The sequence below is a fragment of the Galbitalea soli genome (genome assembly GCF_010686725.1).
GTDB lineage: Bacteria > Actinomycetota > Actinomycetes > Actinomycetales > Microbacteriaceae > Galbitalea > Galbitalea soli.
Genome location: NZ_JAAGWZ010000004.1, coordinates 268911 through 290809, shown reverse-complemented (window position 1 = coordinate 290809; position 21899 = coordinate 268911). Strand labels below are relative to the sequence as shown.

Below are 21899 nucleotides of genomic sequence, written 5' to 3'. Positions count from 1 at the left end.
GCGTGAGTGCGCGCGGTGCCCGGTGGGGCCGGCACGCGCGGTGCCCGGTGCGGCCGGGTCAGCGCGCGGCGCGGCGCTTCGACACCTCGTAGAGGGCGACGCTCACCGCGATTCCGGCGTTGAGCGACTCCGTCGAGGCCGAGATCGGGATCGACACGACGGCGTCGCAGGTCTCCGTCACCAATCGCGACAGACCCTTGCCCTCGCTGCCGACGACCAGCAGCACCGGCTCGTTCGCGAGTTCGAGCGCGGGCAGCTGCACATCGCCGCCCCCGTCGAGACCGAGCACGAACACACCGCGCTCCTTGAACGCCTTGAGCGTCTGCACGAGGTTCGGCGCCATGGCCACGGGCGTGCGGGCCGCCGCACCCGCCGAGGTCTTCCACGCCGACGCGGTGAGGCCGACCGAACGCCGCTGCGGCACGATCACGCCCTGGCCACCGAAGGCGGCGACCGAGCGGATGATCGCCCCCAGGTTGCGCGGGTCGGTGATGCCGTCCAGCGCCACGAACAGCGGCTTCTGGCCGCGTCCGATCACGCGGTCGAGCAGCTCGGTGGGGTGCGCGTACTCGTACGGCGGCACCTTGAGCGCGAGGCCCTGGTGCACGGAGTCGAAGCCTGCCAGGCGGTCCAGTTCGGGACGCATGACCTCGAGCACGGGGATGCCGCGCGAGTTGGCGAGGTTCAGGGCCTCCTTGACCCGGTCATCCACCTCGATGCGCGTCGCCACGTACAGCGCGGTCGCCGGGATGCGGGCGCGCAGCGCCTCGACGACGGAGTTGCGGCCGGTCACGACCTCGCTCTCGTCCGAGGACTTGGGACTGCGACGGGGCCGGGAGTCGGGTGCGGACGACTGCGCGGGCCGACGCCCGCGACCGCCCGCCGCCTCGTAGCGCTCGGCCGCGGCCTTGCGCTTGCCGGCGGGGTGGTAGGGCCGGTCCTCCGCCTTCGGCGTGGGCTTCTTGCCCTCGAGGGCCTGGCGGCCCTGTCCGCCGGAGCCGACCTGGGGTCCCTTGCGGGACTTGCGCACGGCACCCGCGCGCGGCTTGTTGCCTGGGCTTTTCACTGTTCGATGCTCCAATGGGTCGCCGTGGGCGAGTCTTCGAGCGTGATGCCCGCCTCTGCCAGTTCATCACGGATGCGGTCGGCGGCCACGAAGTCGCGGTCGCTCCTCGCCTGTTCACGGTCGGCGATGAGCCGCTCGACCAGGGCTGTGAGGGCGCGGTCGGTCGGCGCCTGCGCGGACTGCCGCCACTCGGGCGCGAGCGGATCGATGCCGAGCACCTCGGCCATCGCCGAGACCTCGCCGCGGAGCTGGGCCGCCATCGCGAGGTCTTCGCCGTCGAGGGCCGCATTGCCGGCGCGCACCCGGTCGTGCAGCACGGCGAGCGCCTGCGGGATCGAGAGGTCGTCATCCATCGCCTCGGCGAACTCCTGCGGCACCACCTGGGCGCCGCTGCCGGCGAAGCGCGTGTCGGCGAGACGGCGGGTCACCCGCACGAGGAAGCCCTCGATGCGCTCGAGGGCGGCATCCGCCTCGTCGAGCGCGCCGTCGTGGTAGTCGATGGTGGAGCGGTAGTGCGCGGCCGCGAGGTAGTAGCGGATGGCGAGCGGGCGGGCGAGGTCGAGGAACTCGGCCGCGTAGATCGAGTTGCCGAGCGACTTCGACATCTTCTGCCCGTTCACGTTGACCAGGCCGTTGTGCACCCAGTAGTTCGCGAAGGCGTCGCCCGCGGCGGTCGACTGCGCGATCTCGTTCTCGTGGTGCGGGAATCGCAGGTCGAGGCCCCCGCCGTGAATGTCGAAGTGGGCGCCGAGGTACCGCGACGACATGGCCGAGCACTCGATGTGCCAGCCGGGCCGCCCGGCGCCCCAGGGGGAGGGCCACGATGCCGACTCGGGCTCATCGGCCTTCGTCGCCTTCCAGAGCGCGAAGTCCTGCGGGGCGCGCTTGCCGCGCGGGTCCGCGTCCGCCGCGGCCACCATGTCGGCGGGCCGCTGCCGGGTCAGCTCGCCGTAGGCGGGCCAGCTCGCGGTGTCGAAGTAGACGTCGCCCGAGCCGTCGTCGGCCGGGTAGGCGTGGCCGCGCTCGATGAGGCGCGCGATGATCTCCTGCATCTGCGTGATGCTCGCGGTCGCTCTGGGCTCGTAGCTGGGGGCGAGGATGCCCAGCCGCTGGTACGCGCGGGTGAACTCCAGCTCGTACCGGTACGCGAGCGCCCACCACTGCTCGGTCGAGCCCGCGGCGTTCACGAGGATCTTGTCGTCGATGTCGGTGACGTTGCGCACGAGAGTCACGTCGAAACCGCGGTAGCCCAGCCAGCGGCGCCACAGGTCGTAGACGAGGGCGGAGCGAAGGTGACCGATGTGCGGCGACGACTGCACCGTGGGGCCGCACACGTACAGACCGACCTTGCCCGGAACGAGCGGGACGAAATCGGTGAGCGCTTGCGCCTTGGTGTCGTAGAGCCGGATAGTCACCTCGCGAGTTTAGCGAGTCAGCCGCCCAGCAGGGCCGTGGCGATGGCGGCGACGCCCTCGCCGCGGCCGGTGAACCCCAGCCCATCGCTCGTGGTGGCGGAGACGCTGACGGGCGCTCCGACGAGTTCGCTGAGCCGCGCCTCCACCTCCGCGCGCCGGGGTGCGAAGCGCGGTGCGCGCGCCACCACCTGCACCACGACGTTCAGGATGCGGAATCCGGCTCCGTGCACGAGGGCGACGGTCTCAGACAGGAACACCTCGCCGTGGGCGCCGGCGAAGCGCGGGTCATCCGTGCCGAAGCGTGATCCGATGTCGCCGAGGCCGGCGGCCGAGAGGAGGGCGTCGCAGATCGCGTGCGCGACGGCGTCGCCGTCGCTGTGGCCCGCCAGCCCGGCTTCGTCGGGCCAGAACACGCCGCCCAACCAGAGCGGCGCGCCCTCGTCGAAGGCGTGCACGTCGATGCCAATGCCGGTGCGGGTGGCCGCGGCCGCGTGCGCATCGGTCTCGCCGAGGAGCTGCTCCGCCCGGCGCAGATCCCAGGGAGTGGTGATCTTGAAGCCGCGCGGGTCGCCCTCGACCACGCGCACGCGGTGACCGGCGGCCGCGAAGAGCGCCGCGTCGTCGGTGTGGTCGTCGCGAGCCTCCGCGTAGGCGGCGAGGAGCGCCGCGGCGGGGAAGCCCTGCGGCGTCGCGACCGCGGAGAGTCGCGAGCGATCCACCGTCGCGGTGACGAAATCCGCGTCGACCTGCTTGAGCGTGTCGACGACGGCGAGGCCCGGAACGACGCCGTCGCCGCTCGAGCGCACGAGTCGCACCACCGTGTCGAACAGCGCCGGGGCCGTCAGCGGCCGCGCCGCGTCATGGACGAGGACGACCTCGATGCCGGGACGCAGCTGCGCGAGACCGGCGGCGACCGAACCCTGGCGGGTGGTGCCGCCGACCGTGACCGTGACGAGCCGCGGGTCGGCGGGCGCGACGATCGCCTCGGCGCGCGAACGATGGGACTCGGGCACCACCACGATGACCTGGGCGAGCTCGGCCATGCCGAACACGGCATCGAGCGAGCGCTCGAGGATGCTGCGCCCGTGGAGCGCGACGAATGCCTTGGGCTCCGACGCCCCGAGTCTGCTGCCGCTCCCCGCGGCAACGACGATCACCGCGACGGAGACATCCGGCGTCGTGCCCCGGACGTTCAGGAGGCGAGCACCTCGTCGAGCAGGCTTGCCGCCTTCTCCTCGTCCGTCTTCTCAGCGAGCGCCAGCTCCGAGGTGAGGATCTGCCGCGCCTTCGCGAGCATCCTCTTCTCGCCCGCGGACAATCCGCGATCCTGGTCGCGGCGCCACAGGTCGCGCACCACCTCGGAGACCTTGATCACGTCGCCGGAGGCGAGCTTCTCGAGATTGGCCTTGAACCGGCGCGACCAGTTGGTCGGCTCCTCGGTGAACGGAGCGCGAAGCACCTCGAAGACGCGATCGAGACCCTCGCGACCGATGACGTCGCGCACCCCGACCAGGTCGACGTTCTCGGCCGGAACCTCGATCGTGAGGTCGCCCTGGGTGACGTTCAGTTTGAGGTAGAGCTTCTCCTCGCCCTTGATGACGCGAGTCTTGACCTCGATGATGGTTGCCGCACCGTGGTGAGGGTAAACGACCGTCTCGCCGACCTCAAAAAGCATGCCCAAGTGTCCCTTCCAAGGTCTCAAGTTTATCACAGCGGGCGTTAACTAAGGGTGCCCTAAGCTGGCGCTCCAGCGGCGGTTGGCTAGGCTAGTCCCACGACTGTTTTCGTTGTACTGGAGGTCTCGTGAAGGCACGCATCGCGGCATCCGCGCTACTGGTTGTGGGCGTCTCGCTGCTGACCGCCGGGTGCACGTTCATCACCCCGCAGGCCACCCTGAACCCCTACGACGCGAGCGACGGCTTCAGCGCGACGGTCGGCGACATCGAGATCCGCAACGCCTTCGCCATCAGCCCCGACAGCGTGGATGCCTCGCTCAACGGCGTCTTCATCAACACGGGCGACTCCCCCGAAGTGGTGAACGTGCAGTACACCGACAACGACTCCGTTCCCGGCACCCCGGTCACGAAGACCATCAGCATTCCGGCCGGCGGCACCGTCTCGCTCGGCGACCCGGGGGTGCCCCAGCTCGTGCTGACCGGCGCGCACGTCGAGGCGGGTGCGCTCCTGAAGCTCTTCGTGCAGTACGGCGACCAGAGCGGCAAGAAGATCGAGGTGCCCGTGCTCGACGGCACCGAGCCGTACTACAGCCACCTCACGCCGACGCCCACGCCGACCCCGGTGCCGACCACCGCGGCGCCGACGCCGAAGCCGACCGACACCGCCAAGCCGGCCAACAACTAGGCGGTCATCGCGGCGCGGATCGCTCGTCGGGCGGGGCTGTGTCGTTCTCGGTTCTGCCGGTCTCGGTCGTGCCGGCGCGGCGCGTCAGGCCTCGAAGCGATAGCCCAGTCCCCGCACGGTGACGAGCATCGTCGGTTCCGACGGCGTCGCCTCGATCCGCGACCGAATCCGCTTGATGTGCACGTCGAGCGTCTTCGTGTCGCCGTAGTAATCGGCGCCCCACACGCGGTCGATCAGCTGGCCGCGGGTCAGCACGCGTCCCGCGTTGCGCAGCAGCACCTCGAGCAGCTCGAATTCTTTGAGCGGCATCGCCGTCTCGCGGCCGCCAACCGTCACCGTGTGACGCTCCACGTCCATGCGCACGGTGCCCGCCTCCAGCACCGACTCCCCCTCGACGTCGTCCTCGACGCGGCGGCGCAGAATCGCGCGGATGCGCGCGAGCAGTTCCCGGGTCGAGTACGGCTTGGTCACGTAGTCGTCCGCCCCCAGCTCGAGCCCGACCACGATGTCGATCTCGCTGTCCTTCGCCGTCAGCATGATGATCGGCACGGATGACCGGCTTCGGATCTCACGGCACACCTCGGTTCCGGGCATCCCGGGCAGCATCAGGTCGAGCAGCACGAGGTCGCTGCCGTTGCGCTCGAACTCGGCGACCGCCGACAGCCCGTCGGCGACGACCGTCGTCTCGTACCCCTCCCGCCCGAGGAGGAATGCGAGCGGCTCGCTGAGCGCGGGCTCGTCTTCGACGATGAGGATTCTGGTCACAGTTCCGCTCCGAGAGTGAGTGCTGAGGCGCCGGTCGCCTCGGGAAGTCGAATGGTGAAGGTGGAGCCGCGGCCCGGCTGCGACCACACGCGAACGTCGCCGCCGTGGTTCTGCACCACGTGCTTGACGATGCTGAGGCCGAGACCGGAGCCACCGGTGTGGCGGCTGCGCGCCGGATCCACGCGGAAGAAGCGCTCGAACACGCGCTCGCGTTCCTCCTCAGGAATACCGATGCCCTGGTCGGTGACCGCGATCTCGACCACGCCGTCGGTGCAGTTGACGCCGATGCCGACACGGGAGTTCTGCGGTGAGTACTGGATCGCGTTCGCGATGAGGTTGTGGAGGGCGACGACGAGCAGCGCCTCATCGCCGAAGACGCGCACGTGCTTGTCTCCCCCGCGGACGAGCTGGATGTTCTCGGCCTCGGCCACGACGTGGTTCTGGTCGATGGCGAGCGAGACGACGTCGTCGATGTCGACGAGATCAGGTTTGGACAGGGCATCCGCCGCCTGCAGTCGGGAGAGCTCGATGATCTCCTGCGTGATGCGGGCGAGGCGCTCGGCCTCCTTCGTGAGGCGCTTCGCGAACTTGCGCACCTGCTCGGGGTCGTCGGAGGCGCTCGACAGGGCCTCCGCGAGCAGACCGACCGCGCCGATGGGCGTCTTCAACTCGTGGCTGATGTTGGCGACGAAATCGCGCCGCACCGAGTCGAGCCGGTAGCTCTCGGTGCGGTCCTCCGCCACGAGCAGCACGTAGCGCGCGCCGAGTCGCGCGACCCGCACGAAGAGGTACATGTGGGCGTCGCCGAAGGGTCCGCGCGCGAGGTCGACCTCCTGCTCGATCGCCTCGCCGTCACGCCGCACGCGGTCGACCATGTCGAGGAGTTCGGCGTGCACGAGCGCGCGACCCAGCACGAGGCCGAAGGCAACCGCGCCCGGTGAGGCCTTGACGACCACGTTGGACGGGTCGAGGACGACGCCGGCCGACTCCAGGGCATCCAGCACCTGATCGACGCCGTCGGGCACAGAGGGGGTCGCGACCGCGGCGGCCCGCTGACCGCGCCGGTGCGCGAGCACGATGACGGTTGTGACCGCCGCCCCGACGAGTGCGCCGAACGCGAGCGCGAGGGGCACCAGCGTTGCGGAGTCCATAGCGACTAGATTAGTTACAACTTGAGGGCCCGCTGAGGGGTCTTACGGCGTGATGGCCTTGCTTCGCACAAAGTTCAGCGGTCGTCCATCCACCGTTAACCTGTCGGCGGCAGTGTGGCTTCAACTGCGCGGGCTTCGCCATGCCCGCGAGAAAAGGACGTGGGACATGCGCGAGGTATTCCAGCAGGAACTGCGCGAGGTGCAGGAGCGGCTCGTCGAGATCTCGGGATTCGTCGCCGTCTCGATCGAGAACGCCACCCGCGCCTTCAACGAGTCGAACGTCTCCCTCGCGGAGAGCGTGATCGCCGACGACGACAAGATCGACGCAGCGGCCCAGGAACTCGACGAACTGGCCATCAACATCCTCGCCCGCCAGCAGCCCGTCGCCCGCGACCTCCGGATCGTCGTCTCGGCCCTCCGCATCAGCGCCTCCCTCGAGCGAATGGGCGACATGGCCGAGCACATCGCCCAGCTCGCGCGCTACCGCTTCCCCGACAAGGTCGTCCCGAAGAGCCTGCGCCCCACCTTCGCCAGCATGGGGGCACTCGACGTGGAGATCGCCCGCAAGCTCGTCGAGCTGCTCAAGTCGGAGGACGTGGCCATTGCGGAGGACATCCGCAACACCGACGACAAGGTCGACGCGCTGCATCTCAGCGTCTTCGACAAGGTGCTGGGCGAGACCTGGAAGGGCGAGGCGATCGACACCGTCGACGCGACGCTCGCCTCGCGCTATCACGAGCGCTTCGCCGACCACGCGGTCTCGATCGCCAAGAAGGTTCAGTACCTCGCTACGGGCGACTGGATCCCGGCGGACGCGTAGCGGCTGATCCCGACGGACGCGCAACCCGCTGATCCCGACGGACGCGCAACCCGCTGATCCCGGCGGACACGTAGCCCGCTGGATCCCGGCGGGTGCCGCGCCGCTACTGCTTGCCCAGCGCGGCGCCGCAGCGTCGGCCGGTGGCGCGCGCCTGGCGTCCGCGCGGCGCGGCTACTTCTTTCCCTGGGCGGCGACGGCGGCGGCACCCGCGGCGGCGGCCTCCGGGTCGAGGTAGGCGCCGGGCCCCGTCGGCCGGAACTCGTCGTCGAGCTGGTACACGAGCGGGATGCCCGTGGGGATGTTGAGCTCGGCGATATTGGCGTCGCTGATTCCGTCGAGGTGCTTCACGAGCGCGCGCAGCGAGTTGCCGTGCGCCGTCACGAGCACGGTCTTGCCCTCGGCGAGATCCTTCGTGATGTCGGACTCCCAGTAGGGAAGCATGCGGTCGATCACGAGCTTGAGCGACTCGGTGCGCGGAATCTCGCCGTCGATGCCGACGTAGCGCTCGTCGTGCACCTGGCTGTACTCGGCGTCGTCGTCGAGCACGGGCGGGGGCACGTCGAAGGAGCGTCGCCACTCCTGGAACTTCTCGGGACCGTACTTCTCGAGCGTCTCCGCCTTGTCGAGGCCCTGCAGCGCACCGTAGTGACGCTCGTTGAGACGCCAGGACCGCTTGACCGGGATCCAGAGACGGTCGGCGACCTCGAGGGCGAGGTTGGCGGTCTGGATGGCGCGCGTCAGCACGCTCGTGTACAGAACCTGCGGCCCCAGGCCGGACTCGGCGAGCAACTCGCCGGCACGGGTGGCCTCGGCGACGCCCTGATCGCTGAGGCGAACATCCACCCAGCCCGTGAAGAGGTTCTTCTGGTTCCAGTCGGAGTTGCCGTGGCGAAGGAGGATGAGCGTCGAGGTCATGCGCACAAGTTTATCCACCGCGCGCGGGTGGGCCGGGCGCGGCTGCGGCGGTCGCGGCCGCGCCCGCGGCCGCCCTTCGCCTGCACCCTCGTTTCGTGGGACAAATTTGTGCAACTTCCGTCGCCGCGCGGGAGGTGTTGGCGCAAATCGGCCTGAGCCGCACCAAGTTGCACAAAAAGTGCCAACTCGCGGAGGGAAGGGCGGAGGGGGAAGCGCGGGGGCGGGGCGGGGGCGGGGCGCCCGCGGCGCGTGCGGTAGGAATGACTCATGGCGGAGGGGCGGATCACCCGGGGCACGACCGGGGTCAACCGGCTGCGGCGGGTGGATCGCTGGGTGGCGGCGTTGCCCGCACTGCGTGCGGCCGATCATCCGCTCGTCGTCGACCTCGGGTACGGGGCGAGCGCGACGACCGCGCTGGAGCTCCACGATCGGCTCGCCCGCGTGCGCCCCGACGTCGAGGTGGTCGGGATCGAGATCGACCCCGAGCGGGTGCGTCGCGCGTCGCTGTCGGCGCGGCCCGGTGTGAGCTTCCGGCTGGGCGGCTTCGAGGTGCCGCTCGATGGCGGGCGGCGGGCGACGATCATCCGCGCCTTCAACGTGCTGCGGCAATACGACGAGTCCGAGGTCGCGAGCGCGTGGCGTCGGATGCTCGACCGCATCGAGCCCGGGGGCGCCGTGGTCGAGGGCACCTGCGACGAGGTGGGTCGGGTGAGCAGCTGGGTCACCCTCGACGCGGCGGGGCCGCAGACCTTCACGGTGAGCCTTCGACTCGCCGAACTCGAGCGCCCCTCGATCGTCGCCGAGCGGCTTCCGAAGGCGCTGATCCACCGCAACGTGCCGGGTGAGCGCATCCACGAGTTCCTGGTCGCGCTCGACCGGCAGTGGCAGCTGGGCGCGCCGCTGTCGGTGTACGGACCCACCCAGCGCTGGATCGCCACCGTCGAGGGGATGCGCGCCGAAGGCTGGCCGGTACAGGGCGGTCGCACGCGCTGGAAGCTAGGCGAGCTGACCGTCTCCTGGGCCGCCGTCGCACCCGGCAGCGCCTGACCCGCGCACTGCCCGCACGCCTCCGCTCGCGCGGCCGACGCCCGACAGGCACGTCCGCCCGCCGACCACCGCCTCACACCGGCGGCAGCAGCTCCCTCGCCTCGTCCGCCGTCATGCCGGTCGCGACGAGCAGGTCGACGACGAGCGGCCGCACGAGCATCACGATCACGCCCTCGCTCACCGGGGCTCCGGGCAGGATGACCGCCGGGTCCAGCCGCGGCGCGATCGCCTCGAGCATCCCCCTCGGCCGCGCGAGCGCCCCCGCATCGCGCGCATCCGCGGTCGCTCCGAGGGCGGCGATCGCGCCCGCGAGCTGCACCAGCAGCTCCGCCACCTCGGGCCGGGCTCCCCCGCCCTGCACGAGGAAGAACACCCGCCGGCCGATCACCCGCAGGTGTCGCACGGCGAGATCCATCGCGTGCTGCAGCTCGGCCTGCCGTCGCAGCGCGGGAAGGTGCCGGCGCAGGAACGGCGAGAGCCTCGCGACGGCGATGGCGGTCTCGAGCGACGAGCTCCAGTCGTCGATCAGCGACTGCGTGCGGCGCAGCCGCTCCAGTCCGAGGCTGGCGGCCGGCTCGCTGTCGTCGCGGAGGCCCTCGATCATCGAGGCGAGCGACTGTTCGACGGCGGAGACGAGGCCCCGGGCATCCCGGAGCGCGATCCGTCGCGGGTCTCGCGGAATGAGCGCGGTCACGAGGAGGGCGACCACGCCGCCCACGAGACCGTCGATGCTGCGCACGAAGGGCCCGCCGGCGGGTACCGGCAGGATCATGACGAGCATTCCCTGCACGCCGGCCGCCGCGGCGATCGCGTCACTCGCCGACAGCGTGCGGGCGACGAGCAGCGTGACGGCCAGCACGAGGGCGATCTGCCAGACGCCGTGGCCGACGATCGCGACCATGAGCTCGCTGAGCACGATTCCGACGAGGATTCCCACCGCCGAGTCGAGCACCCGCCGCGGTCGCGCGTCCCGCCGGAAGCCGAGGGTGGTCAGGACGACGGTGATGGAGAGCAGCGGGGTCGCGTGCCCGAGGACGAAGTGCGCGAAGGAGTAGCTGACGACCACCGCGACGACGATCTGCACGGTCGCGGGAATCGACTCGACCAGTCGGCGAGACGCGGCGATGACGTCGAGCCGCCGGTACATGCGCCGTTCGAGCCGACGCAGGGTGGCCCTGTCGGCACCCGCCGGCAGGGGGTCGGGCCGGGTCGCGTCACCCGACACGGGGCGTGACCTCAGCGGTGGACCGCGCCGAGGCGCGGCAGTCGGGGCACGTTGGCCTCCGCGCCGGCGTCGGTCGGCACGATCGTCTCCTGGGCGGCCGCCATCGTCGCCTCCGCGGCGTGCACGACGAGCGTGGCCGCGGGGTCGACCGAGCGCTTGATCACGGCGAGCGCGATGGGGCCCAGCTCGTAGTGAAGAGCGGCGGAGGTGATCGCTCCGACCTCCCGCTCGCCGTCGAGCACCGCGTCTCCGTGCGCGGGCAGCACCCCCTCAGACCCGTCGAGGTGCAGCATGACGAGCCGGCGCGGCGGGTGCCCGAGGTTGTGCACCTTCGCGACCGTCTCCTGGCCGCGGTAGCAGCCCTTGCTGAGGTGCACTGCGGAGCGCAGCCAGTCCAGCTCGTGCGGGATGGTGCGGTCATCCGCCTCGGTCACGAGCCTCGGTCGCCACGCGGCGATCCGCAGTGCCTCAAGGGCGAGCGTGCCGGCGGCGGGCAGTCGCGTGAGCTCGGCGAGGGTCTCCCGGGCCACGACGATCTCGCGGTAGCTCCAGTCGGCCGAGGGATGCCCGGCCTCAGCCGCGTACTGGTGACCACCCCGCACCACCGCTCGCCACGGGTCCACCCAGACGAGCGGGACCCCGTTCGGGGCTGCGGCGATCTCGTCGAAGGATCCGAGGCTGCCGATGGTCGCGTACTCCGACGAGCGGTCGGCGATCTCGACGCGGAGCATGAACCGCATGCGGTCGAGCCAGGCGCGCAGGGCATCCGCCTGCGGAGCGTCGACGAGCAGCCAGGTGGTGACCCCGTCGTCGAGCAGGCGGATCGCGTGCTCGAGTCGGCCGGTCGGGTCGAGCAGGAGGGTCTCGGCCGACTCACCGGGCTGAAGCCGGGCAATCGACTGGGAGGTGAGCGAGTCGAGCCAGCTGAGGCGGTCGTCGCCCGTGAGCGCCAGCACGGCACGGTCGGAGAGGTCGACGATCGCCTCGCCCGCGGCGAGCGCCTTCTGCTCGCGCAGCGGAGCGCCGTAGTGCTGTGGTGGCGCGCCGACCGCGCCGGGCAGCGCGGCGAACGGGGTGACGGGGGCCTCAGTCGACACGGGCGAGCCGTCCGGAGGAGTGGGTGCGGAGGTCTTGGCCGAGCGCCGCGACGTCCCACGCCCAGAGGAGATGACCCTCGACGAGACCGTAGATGCGGGTCGCGGCGGCGTACTCCTTCGCGGTGGCCGAACGCATGACCGCGTCGGTCGCGAGATCGATCCGGGGCCCCTTCACGCGGCCCAGATAGAGCTCGTGCACACCGCCGGGATGCACGAGCGAGACCTCGATGTCGAAGCCGCCCACGTCGTTGCGCAGCGTCTCGACCGACTCGGCCGTGGTGAACGGGCGGGTGCCCTCACCCGGCAGCATCGCGGGGCCGGGGTCGCCGGGGCTGGATGGCCGGCTCAGGCGCCAGTACCCGGACTCCGTCACGAGCGGGGTCTGCGCCTCGTCGAGCAGCCAGGTGTAGGAGTTGTAGTTGAGGTAGGGCAGGCCGTCCTGGCTGAAGGAGACGCGCTGACCGAACTCGTGGTTGACCGTCTCGTCGCCGACCTTGTAGTGCACCACCCCGGTGCCCTCCCAGACGCCGAGCAGCCACGAGAGGGGGCCGAGCTCAGCGGGAAGGCTGGTATCGAGGTCGAACACGAGTCGACGCGGACCGGATTCAGCGCTGGCCGCGGAACAGGTTCGCGAGCACCGTCACGGAGACGGCGGCGATGGCCAGCACGGCGAGAACGAGGAGACCGATGTAGAAAAGTTCAAGGGCGAACTGCATACATCAATCCTAGGCGCTGAGCGGGGCGAGCACCGCGGTGGCGACCGCGAGAATGCCGATAACTCCGCCGATACTTGCCATCACGCGCAAGACCAGACCTTCTTTACTGCGCAGCGCGAGCTGCACGATGAAGGTAAGGAGAGTGCCCGCGGCGAGCACGAGCGAGAGCCCCGTGAAGTAGTCGGTGGGGTGCGAGAGCACGCCCACGAGAACCGCGCCGACGACGGCCGCCAGCCAGACGGGCAGGATGCTGGGCAGGTTCGACGTCACCCGACCATGCTAAGGCGCTTATAGACTGTCCCACACGCAGTTTGGAGGACCAGTGGCTCAGTTGTTGATGCTGACTTCAGCGGTCGACACCGATGTCCTCCCTGCTCTCGGGCTTCTGAGCCACAAGACACGTCAGATCCCCGCCTCGCCGGCGTCGCTCATCAACGCGCCGACCTGCGACCTCGTGCTCGTCGATGCCCGGCAAGACCTCGCGAGCGCCAAGTCGCTCTGCAAGATCCTCAACACGACCGGCCTCAACGTGCCGCTCATGCTCGTGCTCACGGAGGGCGGGCTCACCGCCGTCAGTGCCGACTGGGGCGTCGACGACGTCGTGCTGGAGACGGCCGGTCCCGCGGAGGTCGACGCGCGCATCCGCCTCGTCATCGGCCGGGTCATGCAAGACAAGTCCTCCTCGAAGATCCAGGCCTCCGGTGTCGTGATCGACGAGGCGAGCTACTCGGCGAAGGTGCACGGTCGTCCGCTCGATCTCACCTTCAAAGAGTTCGAGCTGCTGCGCTTCTTCGCGACCCACCCCTCCCGCGTGTTCACCCGCGAGCAGCTGCTCAGCGAGGTGTGGGGCTACGACTACTTCGGCGGAACGCGCACGGTCGACGTGCACGTTCGGCGCCTGCGCGCCAAGCTCGGCGACCTAGAATCCCTCATCGGCACCGTGCGCAACGTCGGCTACCGCTTCAACGTCTACGAAGAAGAGAATGAGCGCATCACCGTCGGCTCCTGAGCCGTCGGTCCGCCCCCTCCCCTCCTGGCTCGACTCGCTCATCGCCGAGTGCCGCGCCGTCGACGGCACCCCGCCGTACTCCGATCAGGCCATCGTCGACTACCGGATGACCACCCGCGAGCTCCTCGCGATCGACGAGGTCGCCGCAGCGCTCGTCGCGCGCCCGCCGGGGGACACGACGGAGGCCGAGTTCGCCGTGCGTCCCGAGGCGCGGGGGCACGGGATCGGGACGCGACTGCTCGCGGAGCTGCTGCGGGAGAGCCACGGGGGGCTTCGCGTGTGGGCGCACGGCGATCATCCGGCCGCCCGTCGTCTGGCCGCCCGATTCGGCCTGGTGCCGGCGCGGGAGCTGCTGCACCTCGCCGCCGAGCTGGGCCAGGCCGACCGGCCCGCGAGCGCGGAGGCCGCCCCTGCCGCCGGTACCGCCCCGACCGCCCCGACCGCCGCGACCCATCCGACCACCTCGACCGCCCTCGACGGCTATCGCCTCGCCGTCTTCCGCGCCGGCGTGGACGACGGCGACTGGGTCGCGCTCAACGCGCTCGTGTTCGCCGCGCATCCCGAGCAGGGCGCGGTCACCCGCGCCGACCTCGATCAGCTGCGCGCAGAGCCCTGGTTTCGCGCCGACGACATGCTCCTGCTCTGGGCGGGCGCGGAGCTCGTGGGCTACTGCTGGCTGAAGATCGAGGGCACGCTCGGCGAGTTCTACGTCGTCGGCCTGCACCCCGACCGGCAGGGCGCCGGGCTGGGCGGCGCGCTCTTCGACGCGGGGCTCGCGCACCTCCGCCGCCTGGGTGTCGCGCGCGCCCATCTCTACGTGGAGGGCGACAACCACCCCGCCCTCGCCCTGTACCGCTCGCGCGGCTTCCACGACGACCAGATCGACATCCAGTACGAGTGGCGGGGATGACCGGCGCGACTCCCCCGCGCGGTTAACCTGCCGTTCACGCGAGACGGCCGGGCGGATGCCAGTATGGACGGATGAACGCGGAAGGCTACGTGGGGGACGCCGGTGTCGGCGCCGACTATGACGACGACTTCGACGACGAGTCCTCCTCCGACGACGACGGCACCCTGCCCGCCGATCGCTACCTCGACCGCGAGCTGAGCTGGCTCGCCTTCAACCAGCGCGTGCTCGAGCTGGCCGAGGACCCCCTCGTTCCCCTGCTGGAGCGGGTCAACTTCCTCGCCATCTTCGCGAGCAACCTCGACGAGTTCTTCATGGTGCGGGTCGCCGGGCTCAAGCGCCGGATCGCGACCGGCCTCGCGGTGCCTACCAATATCGGGCGAAGCCCTGCCGAGGTGCTCGCCTCGATCGGCGCGAAGGCCCACGAACTGCAGAACCGCCACGCCGCGTGCTACCACGACGTGGTGAAGCCGCAACTGGATGAGGCGGGCATCCACATCGAGAACTGGGGCGACCTCGCCGCGTCGGACCGCGAGCGCATCGACGAGATCTTCATGAACCAGATCTTCCCGGTGCTCATGCCGCTCGCGGTCGACCCCGCGCATCCCTTCCCCTACATCTCGGGGCTCTCGCTGAATCTGTCGGTGCGCGTGCGCAACCCGAAGACGAGTCGGGTCGAGTTCGCGCGCATCAAGGTTCCGCCGCTGCTCGCGCGCTTCGTGCGGCTGCCCGACGACGGCACGGGCGCGCTGCGCTTCATCCCGCTCGAAGACCTCATCTCCAATCACCTCGAAGACCTCTTCCCGGGCATGCAGATCCTCGAGCACCACGAGTTCCGCGTCACCCGCAACGAAGACGTGGAGATCGAGGAGGACGAGTCGGAGAACCTCATCCAGGCGCTCGAGAAGGGTCTGCTGGCGCGGCGCTTCGGGCCGCCCATCCGCCTCGAGATCACCGACGACATGGATGACACGACGCTCGGGCTGCTCATGCAGGAGCTCGACATCACGGAGCAGGAGGTCTACCGTCTGCCCGCGCCGCTCAACCTCGGCAACCTCTTCGAGATGGTGTCCATCGACCGCCCCGCACTGAAGTTCCCCAAGCGGGTGCCGACCACGAGCGCCAACCTGCTGCCGACCGACCCCACGGACGTGCCCGATATCTTCGCGTCGATCACGAGGCAGGACATCCTGCTGCACCACCCCTACGAGTCGTTCGCGACCAGCGTGCAGACGTTCCTGGAGCAGGCGGCCGCCGACCCCGGCGTGCTCGCCATCAAGCAGACGCTGTATCGCACGAGCGGCGACAGCCCCATCGTCGAGGCGCTCATCGACGCCGCCGAGGCCGGCAAGCAGGTGCTCGCGCTCGTCGAGATCAAGGCCAGGTTCGACGAGACCGCGAACATCAGCTGGGCGCGCAAGCTCGAGAAGGCCGGAGTGCACGTCGTCTACGGGCTCGTCGGACTCAAGACGCATTGCAAGCTCGCGCTCGTGGTGCGGCAGGAGAAGAACGGCACGCTCAAGCACTACAGCCACATCGGAACGGGCAACTACAACCCGAAGACCAGCCGCCTCTACGAAGACCTCGGCCTGCTCACCGACAGCGACACGATCGGCAAAGACCTCACGCGCCTCTTCAACGAGCTCTCGGGCTACGCCATCGAGAAGAAGTTCAAGCGACTGCTCGTCGCGCCGCTGCACCTGCGCAAGGGACTGCTGAAGCGGATCCGGCAGGAGGCCGACAACGCCCGCGCCGGACTGCCCTCAGGAATCCGGATCAAGGTCAACGCGATCGTGGACGAGGCGATCATCGACGCGCTCTATCGCGCGAGCATGGCCGGCGTGAAGATCGAGATCCTCGTGCGCGGCATCTGCGCGCTCATGCCGGGACGCGAGGGCATGAGCGAGAACATCACCGTGCGCTCGGTGCTCGGTCGATACCTCGAGCACTCGCGAGTGTTCTCCTTCGTCAACGCCGGCGACCCCCAGGTGTACATCGGCAGCGCCGACATGATGCACCGTAATCTCGACCGCCGGGTGGAGGCGCTCGTACGCCTGACCGTGCCCGAGCACCTCGCCGAGGTCGACAGCATCTTCGAGGTCGCCATGGCGGATGACACCGCCTCCTGGTGGCTCGACGAGACCGGGCTGTGGACGCACCACTCGGTCGGCGACGACGGCACGCCGCTGCGCGACCTCCAGGACGTGACCATGGCCGCGATCACCGCCCGCAAGCGCACCTCGGGAGTCCTCAAGTGACCGACATCCTCACGACCACCCCCGTGCTCGCCGCCGGAGCCGTGTGCTGGCGAATCGTGGACGGCAAGGTGCGGATCCTGCTCGTGCACCGCACCCAGCACAAAGACGTATCGCTGCCCAAGGGGAAGGTCGACCCCGGCGAGACCCTCCCGCAGACCGCCGTCCGCGAGATCGCGGAGGAGACCGGGCTCATGGTCGCGCTCGGCGCACCACTCGGGCAGGTCGATTATCAGCTGCCCAGCGGGCGCGACAAGAGCGTGTACTACTGGTCGGCCGAGGTGGACGGTCACGCGCTGGAATCGGCGCGGTTCACGCCGAACGACGAGATCTCCGGCCTCGAGTGGGTCTCGATCAGCCGGGCGAAGAGCATCCTCAGCTACCCGCACGACATCGAGATCGTCGAGACCTTCGCCGAGCGGGCGAAGGCCGATCGCGCCCGCACCTTCGCGATCGTCATCGCGCGGCACGGCAAGGCCGTGCCGCCGGGGATCTGGGACGGCGCCGACGCGACCCGCCCGCTCATGGAGCGCGGCTCGGCCCAGGCCGCGAGCATCGCGCTCGGGCTCGCGGCGTACCGGCCGCTCAAGATCATCTCGAGCACCGCCGCGCGCTGCCTCGCGACGATCGCCCCGCTCGCCCGCGTCACCGGGCTGCCGGTCAAGGAGTCGCACGCGATCAGTCAGGATGCCTACGAACGCGGCGAATCCGACGTCGAGGCCGTCATCGGCAAGCGGGTGAAGCAGAAGAAGAGCGTGGTGCTGTGCAGCCATGGGCCGGTCATCCCGGAGCTCATCGACGCCATCGCGAGCCACACCAACACGCCGCCGACGCGCGACTTCCTCTCGATGGGCGACCTCGCGACGGGTGAGTACTCGGTGTTCCACATCGCCACCCACAAGCCCCGCTCCGGCATCGTCGCGATGGAGACGCACAGCCCGTCGAACGACTAGTTTGTTCGCTGCTCGTTTACCTGCCGTTCACCTCCGGGCACGAGCGTGGACACCCGGCGCGCCTAGCGTCAGGGTGTGGGTCGCACCGGCCTGCATCCTGTAGTCCAAACTCCCGAAGGGATTCCCCCGTGAGCTTCACCCGCATCGGCAGCGCAGCTGCCGTCGCCGTCGTCGCAGCAGTGCTCCTGTCCTCCTGCGCCTCCAACGAGAGCCCGGCGCCCGCCGCCAGCGGCTCCACCGCAGCACTCTCCGGCACCCTGAACGGCATCGGCTCCTCGGCTCAGGCCGCCGCCGAGACCGCCTGGATCTCCGGCTTCCAGTCCGCCAACTCGGGCGTGACCGTCAACTACGACCCGCAGGGTTCGGGCGCCGGCCGCACGAGCTTCATCGCCGGTTCCGCCGACTTCGCCGGCTCCGACGCCGCCCTGAAGGACACCGAGCTCGCCACCCCGTCGCCCCTCTGCAAGTCGGGCACCAAGGCCATCGACCTCCCCGTCTACATCTCGCCGATCGCCATCGCGTACAACGTTCAGGGCCTCAGCACCCTGAAGCTCGACGCCGACACGATCGCGGGCATCTTCAAGGGCACGATCACCAAGTGGAACGACCCGAAGATCGCCGCGCAGAACGCGGGCGTCACGCTCCCCACCGCCAAGATCGTCACCGTGCACCGCTCGGACGACTCGGGCACGACGTTCAACTTCTCGCAGTACCTCGCCGCGAACGCGTCGACGGTGTGGGACGCTCCCGCGTCGCAGACCTTCCCGTACAAGACGGGTGACGCCGCCAAGGGCGGCTCGGGTGTCGCCGCGGCCGTGAAGGCTGCGCCGAACTCGATCGCGTACCTCGACGAGTCGGCCGCGAAGGGCCTCGGCATCGCCCAGCTCAAGGTCGGTTCGGCCTACAGCACGATCAGCGCCGCCGGTGCCTCCGACGTCGTCGAGAAGTCGCCGTTCGAGACCGGCCGCGCCGCGAACGACCTCGCCGTGGCGATCGACCGCACCAACACCGACGCCAACGCCTGGCCGCTCGTGCTCGTCAGCTACCTCATCGTCTGCAACGAGTACCAGGACGCCGCGAAGGGTGCGCTCGTGAAGGCGTACGCGAGCTACGTCGCCGGCAGCGCCGGACAGACCGCCGGTTCGACGGCCGCCGGCTCCGCGCCGCTCTCGAGCGCCGTGGCCGCCAAGGTCGCGACCGCGATCGCTACCATCAAGTAACAGTTCGCTCTAGGATCGGCCCGGGCAGCTCATCGAGCGCCCGGGCCGCATCCGCGACATCCCCCGCCCCGCATGACCGCCCGAACCACAGGAAGCCAGGCATGAGCACCGGAACCCCGCGCGTGATCAAGGCCCGTGTGCGGCTGGGCGACCGCGTCTTCTCCACGAGCACGATCACCGCCGGCTCGATCATCGTCGCGATCCTCGCCGCCGTCGCCATCTTCCTCATCGCGCAGAGCATTCCCGCGCTGGTCGCCAAGGCCGGCACCCTGCCGAATGCGGCCAGCAGCTTCTGGGACTACGTCGGACCGCTCGCCTTCGGCACGGTGTGGGCCGCGTTCCTCGCTCTCCTGATGGCGACCCCGCTCTCGATCGGCATCGCCCTCTTCATCTCGCACTACGCGCCGCGCCGCATCGCCCAGGTGCTCGGCTACATCATCGACCTGCTCGCGGCGGTGCCCTCGGTCATCTTCGGCCTCTGGGGCGTCAGCGTGCTCGCCCCCGCCGTGCAGCCCTTCTACGTCTGGCTCAACACCTCGCTGCACTGGTTCCCGCTCTTCGGCGGCGACGTCTCGGGCACCGGTCGCACCATCCTCACCGTCGCGATCGTGCTCGCGGTCATGGTGCTGCCGATCATGACCGCGGTCTGCCGCGAGATCTTCCTGCAGACGCCGCGGTTGCACGAGGAGGCCGCGCTCGCGCTCGGCGCGACGCGCTGGGAGATGATCCAGATGGCGGTGCTGCCCTTCGCCCGACCGGGAATCGTCTCCGCCGCCATGCTCGGCCTCGGGCGCGCCCTGGGCGAGACGCTCGCCGTCGCGATCGTGCTCTCCCCCGCGCTCGTCGTCTCCTTCTTCCTGCTGACCTCGCAGAACCCGAGCACGATCGCCGCCAACATCGCGCTGCAGTTCAGCGAGGCATCCGGGGTCGGCGTCAACGCGCTCATCGCCTCCGGCCTCGTGCTCTTCGTCATCACCTTCATCATCAACGCCATCGCCCGCGCGGTCGTGAACCGCCGCCGGGCCTTCTCGGGAGCGAACTAATGACGGCGGTCGCATCCGGACGGATGGTCAACTCGCTCACCACCGGTCGCCTCCCGCGCGGTTCGGTGTGGATGCTGCTGATCGGCAGCTGGGTGCTGCTCGGTCTCGTCTTCCTGTTCGTGCAGCTCTCGGGAGCGACAAAGTCGTTCAACCTCGTCGGCGCGATCTTCCTCGGCACCGTGCTGTTCGACGTGCTCATCTTCGTGATCTCGCTGCTGGTCGAGGGCGTCCGGAAGGCGAAGGACCGCCTGGTCACCTCGCTCGTGGCAACCGCCTTCATCGTGGCGCTGCTGCCGCTGGTCTCCCTGCTGTGGACCGTCGTGCAGCACGGTCTGGGCCGGATGATCCAGCCCTCGTTCTTCTCCATGTCGATGCGCAACGTGCTCGACGGCAGCGGCGGCGTGGTGCACGCCCTCTACGGCACGCTCGAGATCACGCTCGCGACGACCATCATCTCGGTGCCGATCGGTCTCATGACGGCCATCTACCTCGTCGAGTACGGCCGCGGACCACTCGCGCGCGCGATCACCTTCCTCGTCGATGTGATGACGGGCATCCCCTCCATCGTCGCGGGGCTCTTCGCGTTCGCGCTGTTCGCCCTCCTGACGGGCAACCCGGGCTTCCGGTCGGGATTCGCGGGTGCGGTCGCGCTCTCGGTGCTCATGATCCCCGTGATCGTGCGCTCCTCGGAGGAGATGCTCAAGCTCGTGGCGAACGAGCTGCGCGAGGCGGCCTTCGCCCTCGGCGTGCCGAAGTGGCTCACCGTCCTCAAGGTGGTGCTGCCCACCGCGCTGCCCGGCATCATGACCGGCATCACCCTCGCCATCGCGCGGGTGATCGGCGAGACCGCGCCGCTGCTCATCGCCTCGGGCTACAGCGACAGCGTGAACTTCGATCTCTTCAGCAACCGGATGATGAGCCTCCCCGTCTTCGTCTACACCCAGTACGCCAACCAGGGTTCGATCGCGGAGTTCTTTACCGCCCGCTCCTGGGCTGCCGCCCTCACGCTCATCCTCATCGTGATGCTGCTCAACCTCGCCGCGCGTCTCGTGGCCCGCATCTTCTCCCCCAAGCTCGGCCGCTGATCGCGCCGCGAAGAAAAGGAACCCCGTGTCGAAGCGCATCGAAGTCAACGACCTGAACGTCTACTACGGCAAGTTCAAGGCCGTCGAGGACGTCTCCCTCACCATCGAGCCGCGCACGGTCACCGCCTTCATCGGCCCGAGCGGCTGCGGCAAGTCGACCTTCCTCCGCACGCTGAACCGCATGCACGAGGTCATCCCCGGTGCCTACGTCGAGGGCGAGGTGCTCATCGACGGCAACGACCTGTATGGCCCCGGCGTCGACCCGGTGCTCGTGCGCCGCCAGGTCGGAATGGTCTTCCAGCGTCCCAACCCGTTTCCGACGATGTCGATCCGCGACAACGTGCTCGCGGGGGCGAAGCTCAACAACCGGCGGATGAGCAAAGGCGACGCCGACGCGCTCGTCGAGAAGTCGCTGCAGGGCGCCAACCTCTGGAACGAGGTGAAGGACCGCCTCAACCTGCCCGGCTCGGGCCTCTCGGGCGGTCAGCAGCAGCGACTGTGCATCGCGCGCGCCATCGCCGTCTCCCCCGAGGTGATCCTCATGGACGAGCCGTGCTCCGCCCTCGACCCGATCTCCACCCTCGCGATCGAGGACCTCATCGAGGAGCTCAAGCGCGATTACACGATCGTCATCGTGACCCACAACATGCAGCAGGCGAGCCGGGTCTCCGACCGCACCGCGTTCTTCAACATCGCGGGTACCGGCAAGCCGGGCAAGCTCATCGAGTACGACGACACCAACACGATCTTTTCCAAGCCGAGCGTGCAGGCCACCGAGGACTACGTCTCCGGCAAGTTCGGATAGCCGAGGCCGCTGGGCGGGGCCGGGCGGGCCGCGCCGGGCGGATG

22 protein-coding genes are annotated in these 21899 nt (G+C 69.7%); 11 read left to right on the top strand and 11 right to left on the bottom strand.

The window, feature by feature from the left end:
• Positions 1-58: 58 nt before the first annotated feature.
• From rlmB to G3T37_RS13340, 4 genes are read right to left on the bottom strand one after another with little or no spacing between them, the layout of a single operon-like run.
• A complete protein-coding gene (gene rlmB, locus G3T37_RS13355) occupies positions 59-1066 on the bottom strand; it encodes a 23S rRNA (guanosine(2251)-2'-O)-methyltransferase RlmB (protein WP_163474377.1) in 1008 nt (335 codons plus the stop codon).
• On the bottom strand, positions 1063-2481 hold the full coding sequence (gene cysS, locus G3T37_RS13350) for a cysteine--tRNA ligase (protein WP_163474376.1): 1419 nt from the start codon (positions 2479-2481) through the stop codon (positions 1063-1065). Before cysS ends, rlmB begins: the two co-directional genes overlap by 4 nt.
• 17 nt (positions 2482-2498) lie before the next feature.
• Positions 2499-3677: a 2-C-methyl-D-erythritol 4-phosphate cytidylyltransferase gene (gene ispD, locus G3T37_RS13345; RefSeq protein WP_163474464.1), complete on the bottom strand. Its 1179-nt coding sequence runs from the start codon at positions 3675-3677 to the stop codon at positions 2499-2501.
• Positions 3674-4156: a CarD family transcriptional regulator gene (locus tag G3T37_RS13340; RefSeq protein WP_163474375.1), complete on the bottom strand. Its 483-nt coding sequence runs from the start codon at positions 4154-4156 to the stop codon at positions 3674-3676. The genes ispD and G3T37_RS13340 overlap by 4 nt, the downstream gene beginning before the upstream one ends.
• Before the next feature lie 128 nt (positions 4157-4284).
• Here G3T37_RS13340 and G3T37_RS13335 point away from each other — a divergent pair, with 128 nt between their 5' ends.
• The gene (locus tag G3T37_RS13335) at positions 4285-4842 is read left to right on the top strand and encodes a DNA modification methylase (protein ID WP_163474374.1); all 558 of its coding nucleotides are present in this window, start codon (positions 4285-4287) and stop codon (positions 4840-4842) included.
• A gap of 84 nt (positions 4843-4926) precedes the next feature.
• On the opposite strand, the gene G3T37_RS13330 is transcribed toward G3T37_RS13335, so the two are convergent.
• Positions 4927-5607 carry a response regulator gene (locus G3T37_RS13330; RefSeq protein ID WP_163474373.1) on the bottom strand — a complete coding sequence of 227 codons (681 nt, stop codon included), beginning with the start codon at positions 5605-5607 and terminating at the stop codon, positions 4927-4929.
• Complete coding sequence (locus tag G3T37_RS13325; RefSeq protein WP_163474372.1) at positions 5604-6758, bottom strand: sensor histidine kinase; 1155 nt, start codon at positions 6756-6758, stop codon at positions 5604-5606. The genes G3T37_RS13330 and G3T37_RS13325 overlap by 4 nt, the downstream gene beginning before the upstream one ends.
• Positions 6759-6924: 166 nt before the next feature.
• On the opposite strand from G3T37_RS13325, the gene phoU reads away from it, so the two are divergent.
• Positions 6925-7578: a phosphate signaling complex protein PhoU gene (phoU, locus tag G3T37_RS13320; RefSeq protein WP_163474371.1), complete on the top strand. Its 654-nt coding sequence runs from the start codon at positions 6925-6927 to the stop codon at positions 7576-7578.
• Positions 7579-7749: 171 nt separating this feature from the next.
• On the opposite strand, the gene G3T37_RS13315 is transcribed toward phoU, so the two are convergent.
• The gene (locus G3T37_RS13315) at positions 7750-8493 is read right to left on the bottom strand and encodes a phosphoglyceromutase (protein WP_163474370.1); all 744 of its coding nucleotides are present in this window, start codon (positions 8491-8493) and stop codon (positions 7750-7752) included.
• A 267-nt stretch (positions 8494-8760) separates the two neighbouring features.
• On the opposite strand from G3T37_RS13315, the gene G3T37_RS13310 reads away from it, so the two are divergent.
• The gene (locus tag G3T37_RS13310) at positions 8761-9540 is read left to right on the top strand and encodes a class I SAM-dependent methyltransferase (protein WP_163474369.1); all 780 of its coding nucleotides are present in this window, start codon (positions 8761-8763) and stop codon (positions 9538-9540) included.
• A 73-nt stretch (positions 9541-9613) separates the two neighbouring features.
• On the opposite strand, the gene G3T37_RS13305 is transcribed toward G3T37_RS13310, so the two are convergent.
• The 4 genes from G3T37_RS13305 to G3T37_RS13290 form a co-directional block, all read right to left on the bottom strand.
• Positions 9614-10765, bottom strand: a complete 1152-nt coding sequence (locus G3T37_RS13305; RefSeq protein WP_163474368.1) for an FUSC family protein — start codon at positions 10763-10765, stop codon at positions 9614-9616.
• A gap of 11 nt (positions 10766-10776) precedes the next feature.
• Positions 10777-11862 carry a CAF17-like 4Fe-4S cluster assembly/insertion protein YgfZ gene (gene ygfZ, locus G3T37_RS13300; RefSeq protein ID WP_163474367.1) on the bottom strand — a complete coding sequence of 362 codons (1086 nt, stop codon included), beginning with the start codon at positions 11860-11862 and terminating at the stop codon, positions 10777-10779.
• Complete coding sequence (locus G3T37_RS13295; protein WP_163474366.1) at positions 11852-12448, bottom strand: heme-binding beta-barrel domain-containing protein; 597 nt, start codon at positions 12446-12448, stop codon at positions 11852-11854. The genes ygfZ and G3T37_RS13295 overlap by 11 nt, the downstream gene beginning before the upstream one ends.
• Before the next feature lie 139 nt (positions 12449-12587).
• Positions 12588-12848 (bottom strand): hypothetical protein, encoded by a 261-nt coding sequence (locus tag G3T37_RS13290; protein WP_163474365.1) that lies wholly within the window; start codon positions 12846-12848, stop codon positions 12588-12590.
• A 52-nt stretch (positions 12849-12900) separates the two neighbouring features.
• On the opposite strand from G3T37_RS13290, the gene G3T37_RS13285 reads away from it, so the two are divergent.
• The 8 genes from G3T37_RS13285 to pstB all read left to right on the top strand — a co-directional run bounded on the left by G3T37_RS13285 (position 12901) and on the right by pstB (position 21855).
• Positions 12901-13587 carry a winged helix-turn-helix domain-containing protein gene (locus G3T37_RS13285; RefSeq protein ID WP_174247788.1) on the top strand — a complete coding sequence of 229 codons (687 nt, stop codon included), beginning with the start codon at positions 12901-12903 and terminating at the stop codon, positions 13585-13587.
• Positions 13562-14497: a mycothiol synthase gene (gene mshD / locus G3T37_RS13280; protein ID WP_163474363.1), complete on the top strand. Its 936-nt coding sequence runs from the start codon at positions 13562-13564 to the stop codon at positions 14495-14497. The genes G3T37_RS13285 and mshD overlap by 26 nt, the downstream gene beginning before the upstream one ends.
• Before the next feature lie 71 nt (positions 14498-14568).
• A complete protein-coding gene (locus G3T37_RS13275; protein WP_163474362.1) occupies positions 14569-16752 on the top strand; it encodes an RNA degradosome polyphosphate kinase in 2184 nt (727 codons plus the stop codon).
• Positions 16749-17702 (top strand): NUDIX hydrolase, encoded by a 954-nt coding sequence (locus G3T37_RS13270; RefSeq protein WP_338401266.1) that lies wholly within the window; start codon positions 16749-16751, stop codon positions 17700-17702. The genes G3T37_RS13275 and G3T37_RS13270 overlap by 4 nt, the downstream gene beginning before the upstream one ends.
• 128 nt (positions 17703-17830) lie before the next feature.
• Positions 17831-18922: a phosphate ABC transporter substrate-binding protein PstS gene (gene pstS, locus G3T37_RS13265; protein ID WP_163474361.1), complete on the top strand. Its 1092-nt coding sequence runs from the start codon at positions 17831-17833 to the stop codon at positions 18920-18922.
• Between the two features lie 101 nt (positions 18923-19023).
• The gene (gene pstC / locus G3T37_RS13260; RefSeq protein WP_163474360.1) at positions 19024-19965 is read left to right on the top strand and encodes a phosphate ABC transporter permease subunit PstC; all 942 of its coding nucleotides are present in this window, start codon (positions 19024-19026) and stop codon (positions 19963-19965) included.
• A complete protein-coding gene (gene pstA / locus G3T37_RS13255; RefSeq protein ID WP_163474359.1) occupies positions 19965-21050 on the top strand; it encodes a phosphate ABC transporter permease PstA in 1086 nt (361 codons plus the stop codon). The genes pstC and pstA overlap by 1 nt, the downstream gene beginning before the upstream one ends.
• A gap of 25 nt (positions 21051-21075) precedes the next feature.
• Entirely contained in the window at positions 21076-21855 is a 780-nt protein-coding gene (gene pstB / locus G3T37_RS13250) for a phosphate ABC transporter ATP-binding protein PstB (protein WP_163474358.1), read from the top strand.
• The last annotated feature ends 44 nt before the right edge of the window (positions 21856-21899 follow it).

Coding starts and splice junctions, on each gene's coding strand:
- G3T37_RS13340 (WP_163474375.1), bottom strand. CDS start 4,156: ATGCTTTTTGAGGTCGGCGAGACGGTCGTTTACCCTCACCACGGTGCG.
- G3T37_RS13325 (WP_163474372.1), bottom strand. CDS start 6,758: ATGGACTCCGCAACGCTGGTGCCCCTCGCGCTCGCGTTCGGCGCACTC.
- phoU (WP_163474371.1), top strand. CDS start 6,925: ATGCGCGAGGTATTCCAGCAGGAACTGCGCGAGGTGCAGGAGCGGCTC.
- G3T37_RS13315 (WP_163474370.1), bottom strand. CDS start 8,493: ATGACCTCGACGCTCATCCTCCTTCGCCACGGCAACTCCGACTGGAAC.
- G3T37_RS13310 (WP_163474369.1), top strand. CDS start 8,761: ATGGCGGAGGGGCGGATCACCCGGGGCACGACCGGGGTCAACCGGCTG.
- mshD (WP_163474363.1), top strand. CDS start 13,562: ATGAGCGCATCACCGTCGGCTCCTGAGCCGTCGGTCCGCCCCCTCCCC.
- G3T37_RS13275 (WP_163474362.1), top strand. CDS start 14,569: ATGAACGCGGAAGGCTACGTGGGGGACGCCGGTGTCGGCGCCGACTAT.
- pstC (WP_163474360.1), top strand. CDS start 19,024: ATGAGCACCGGAACCCCGCGCGTGATCAAGGCCCGTGTGCGGCTGGGC.
- pstA (WP_163474359.1), top strand. CDS start 19,965: ATGACGGCGGTCGCATCCGGACGGATGGTCAACTCGCTCACCACCGGT.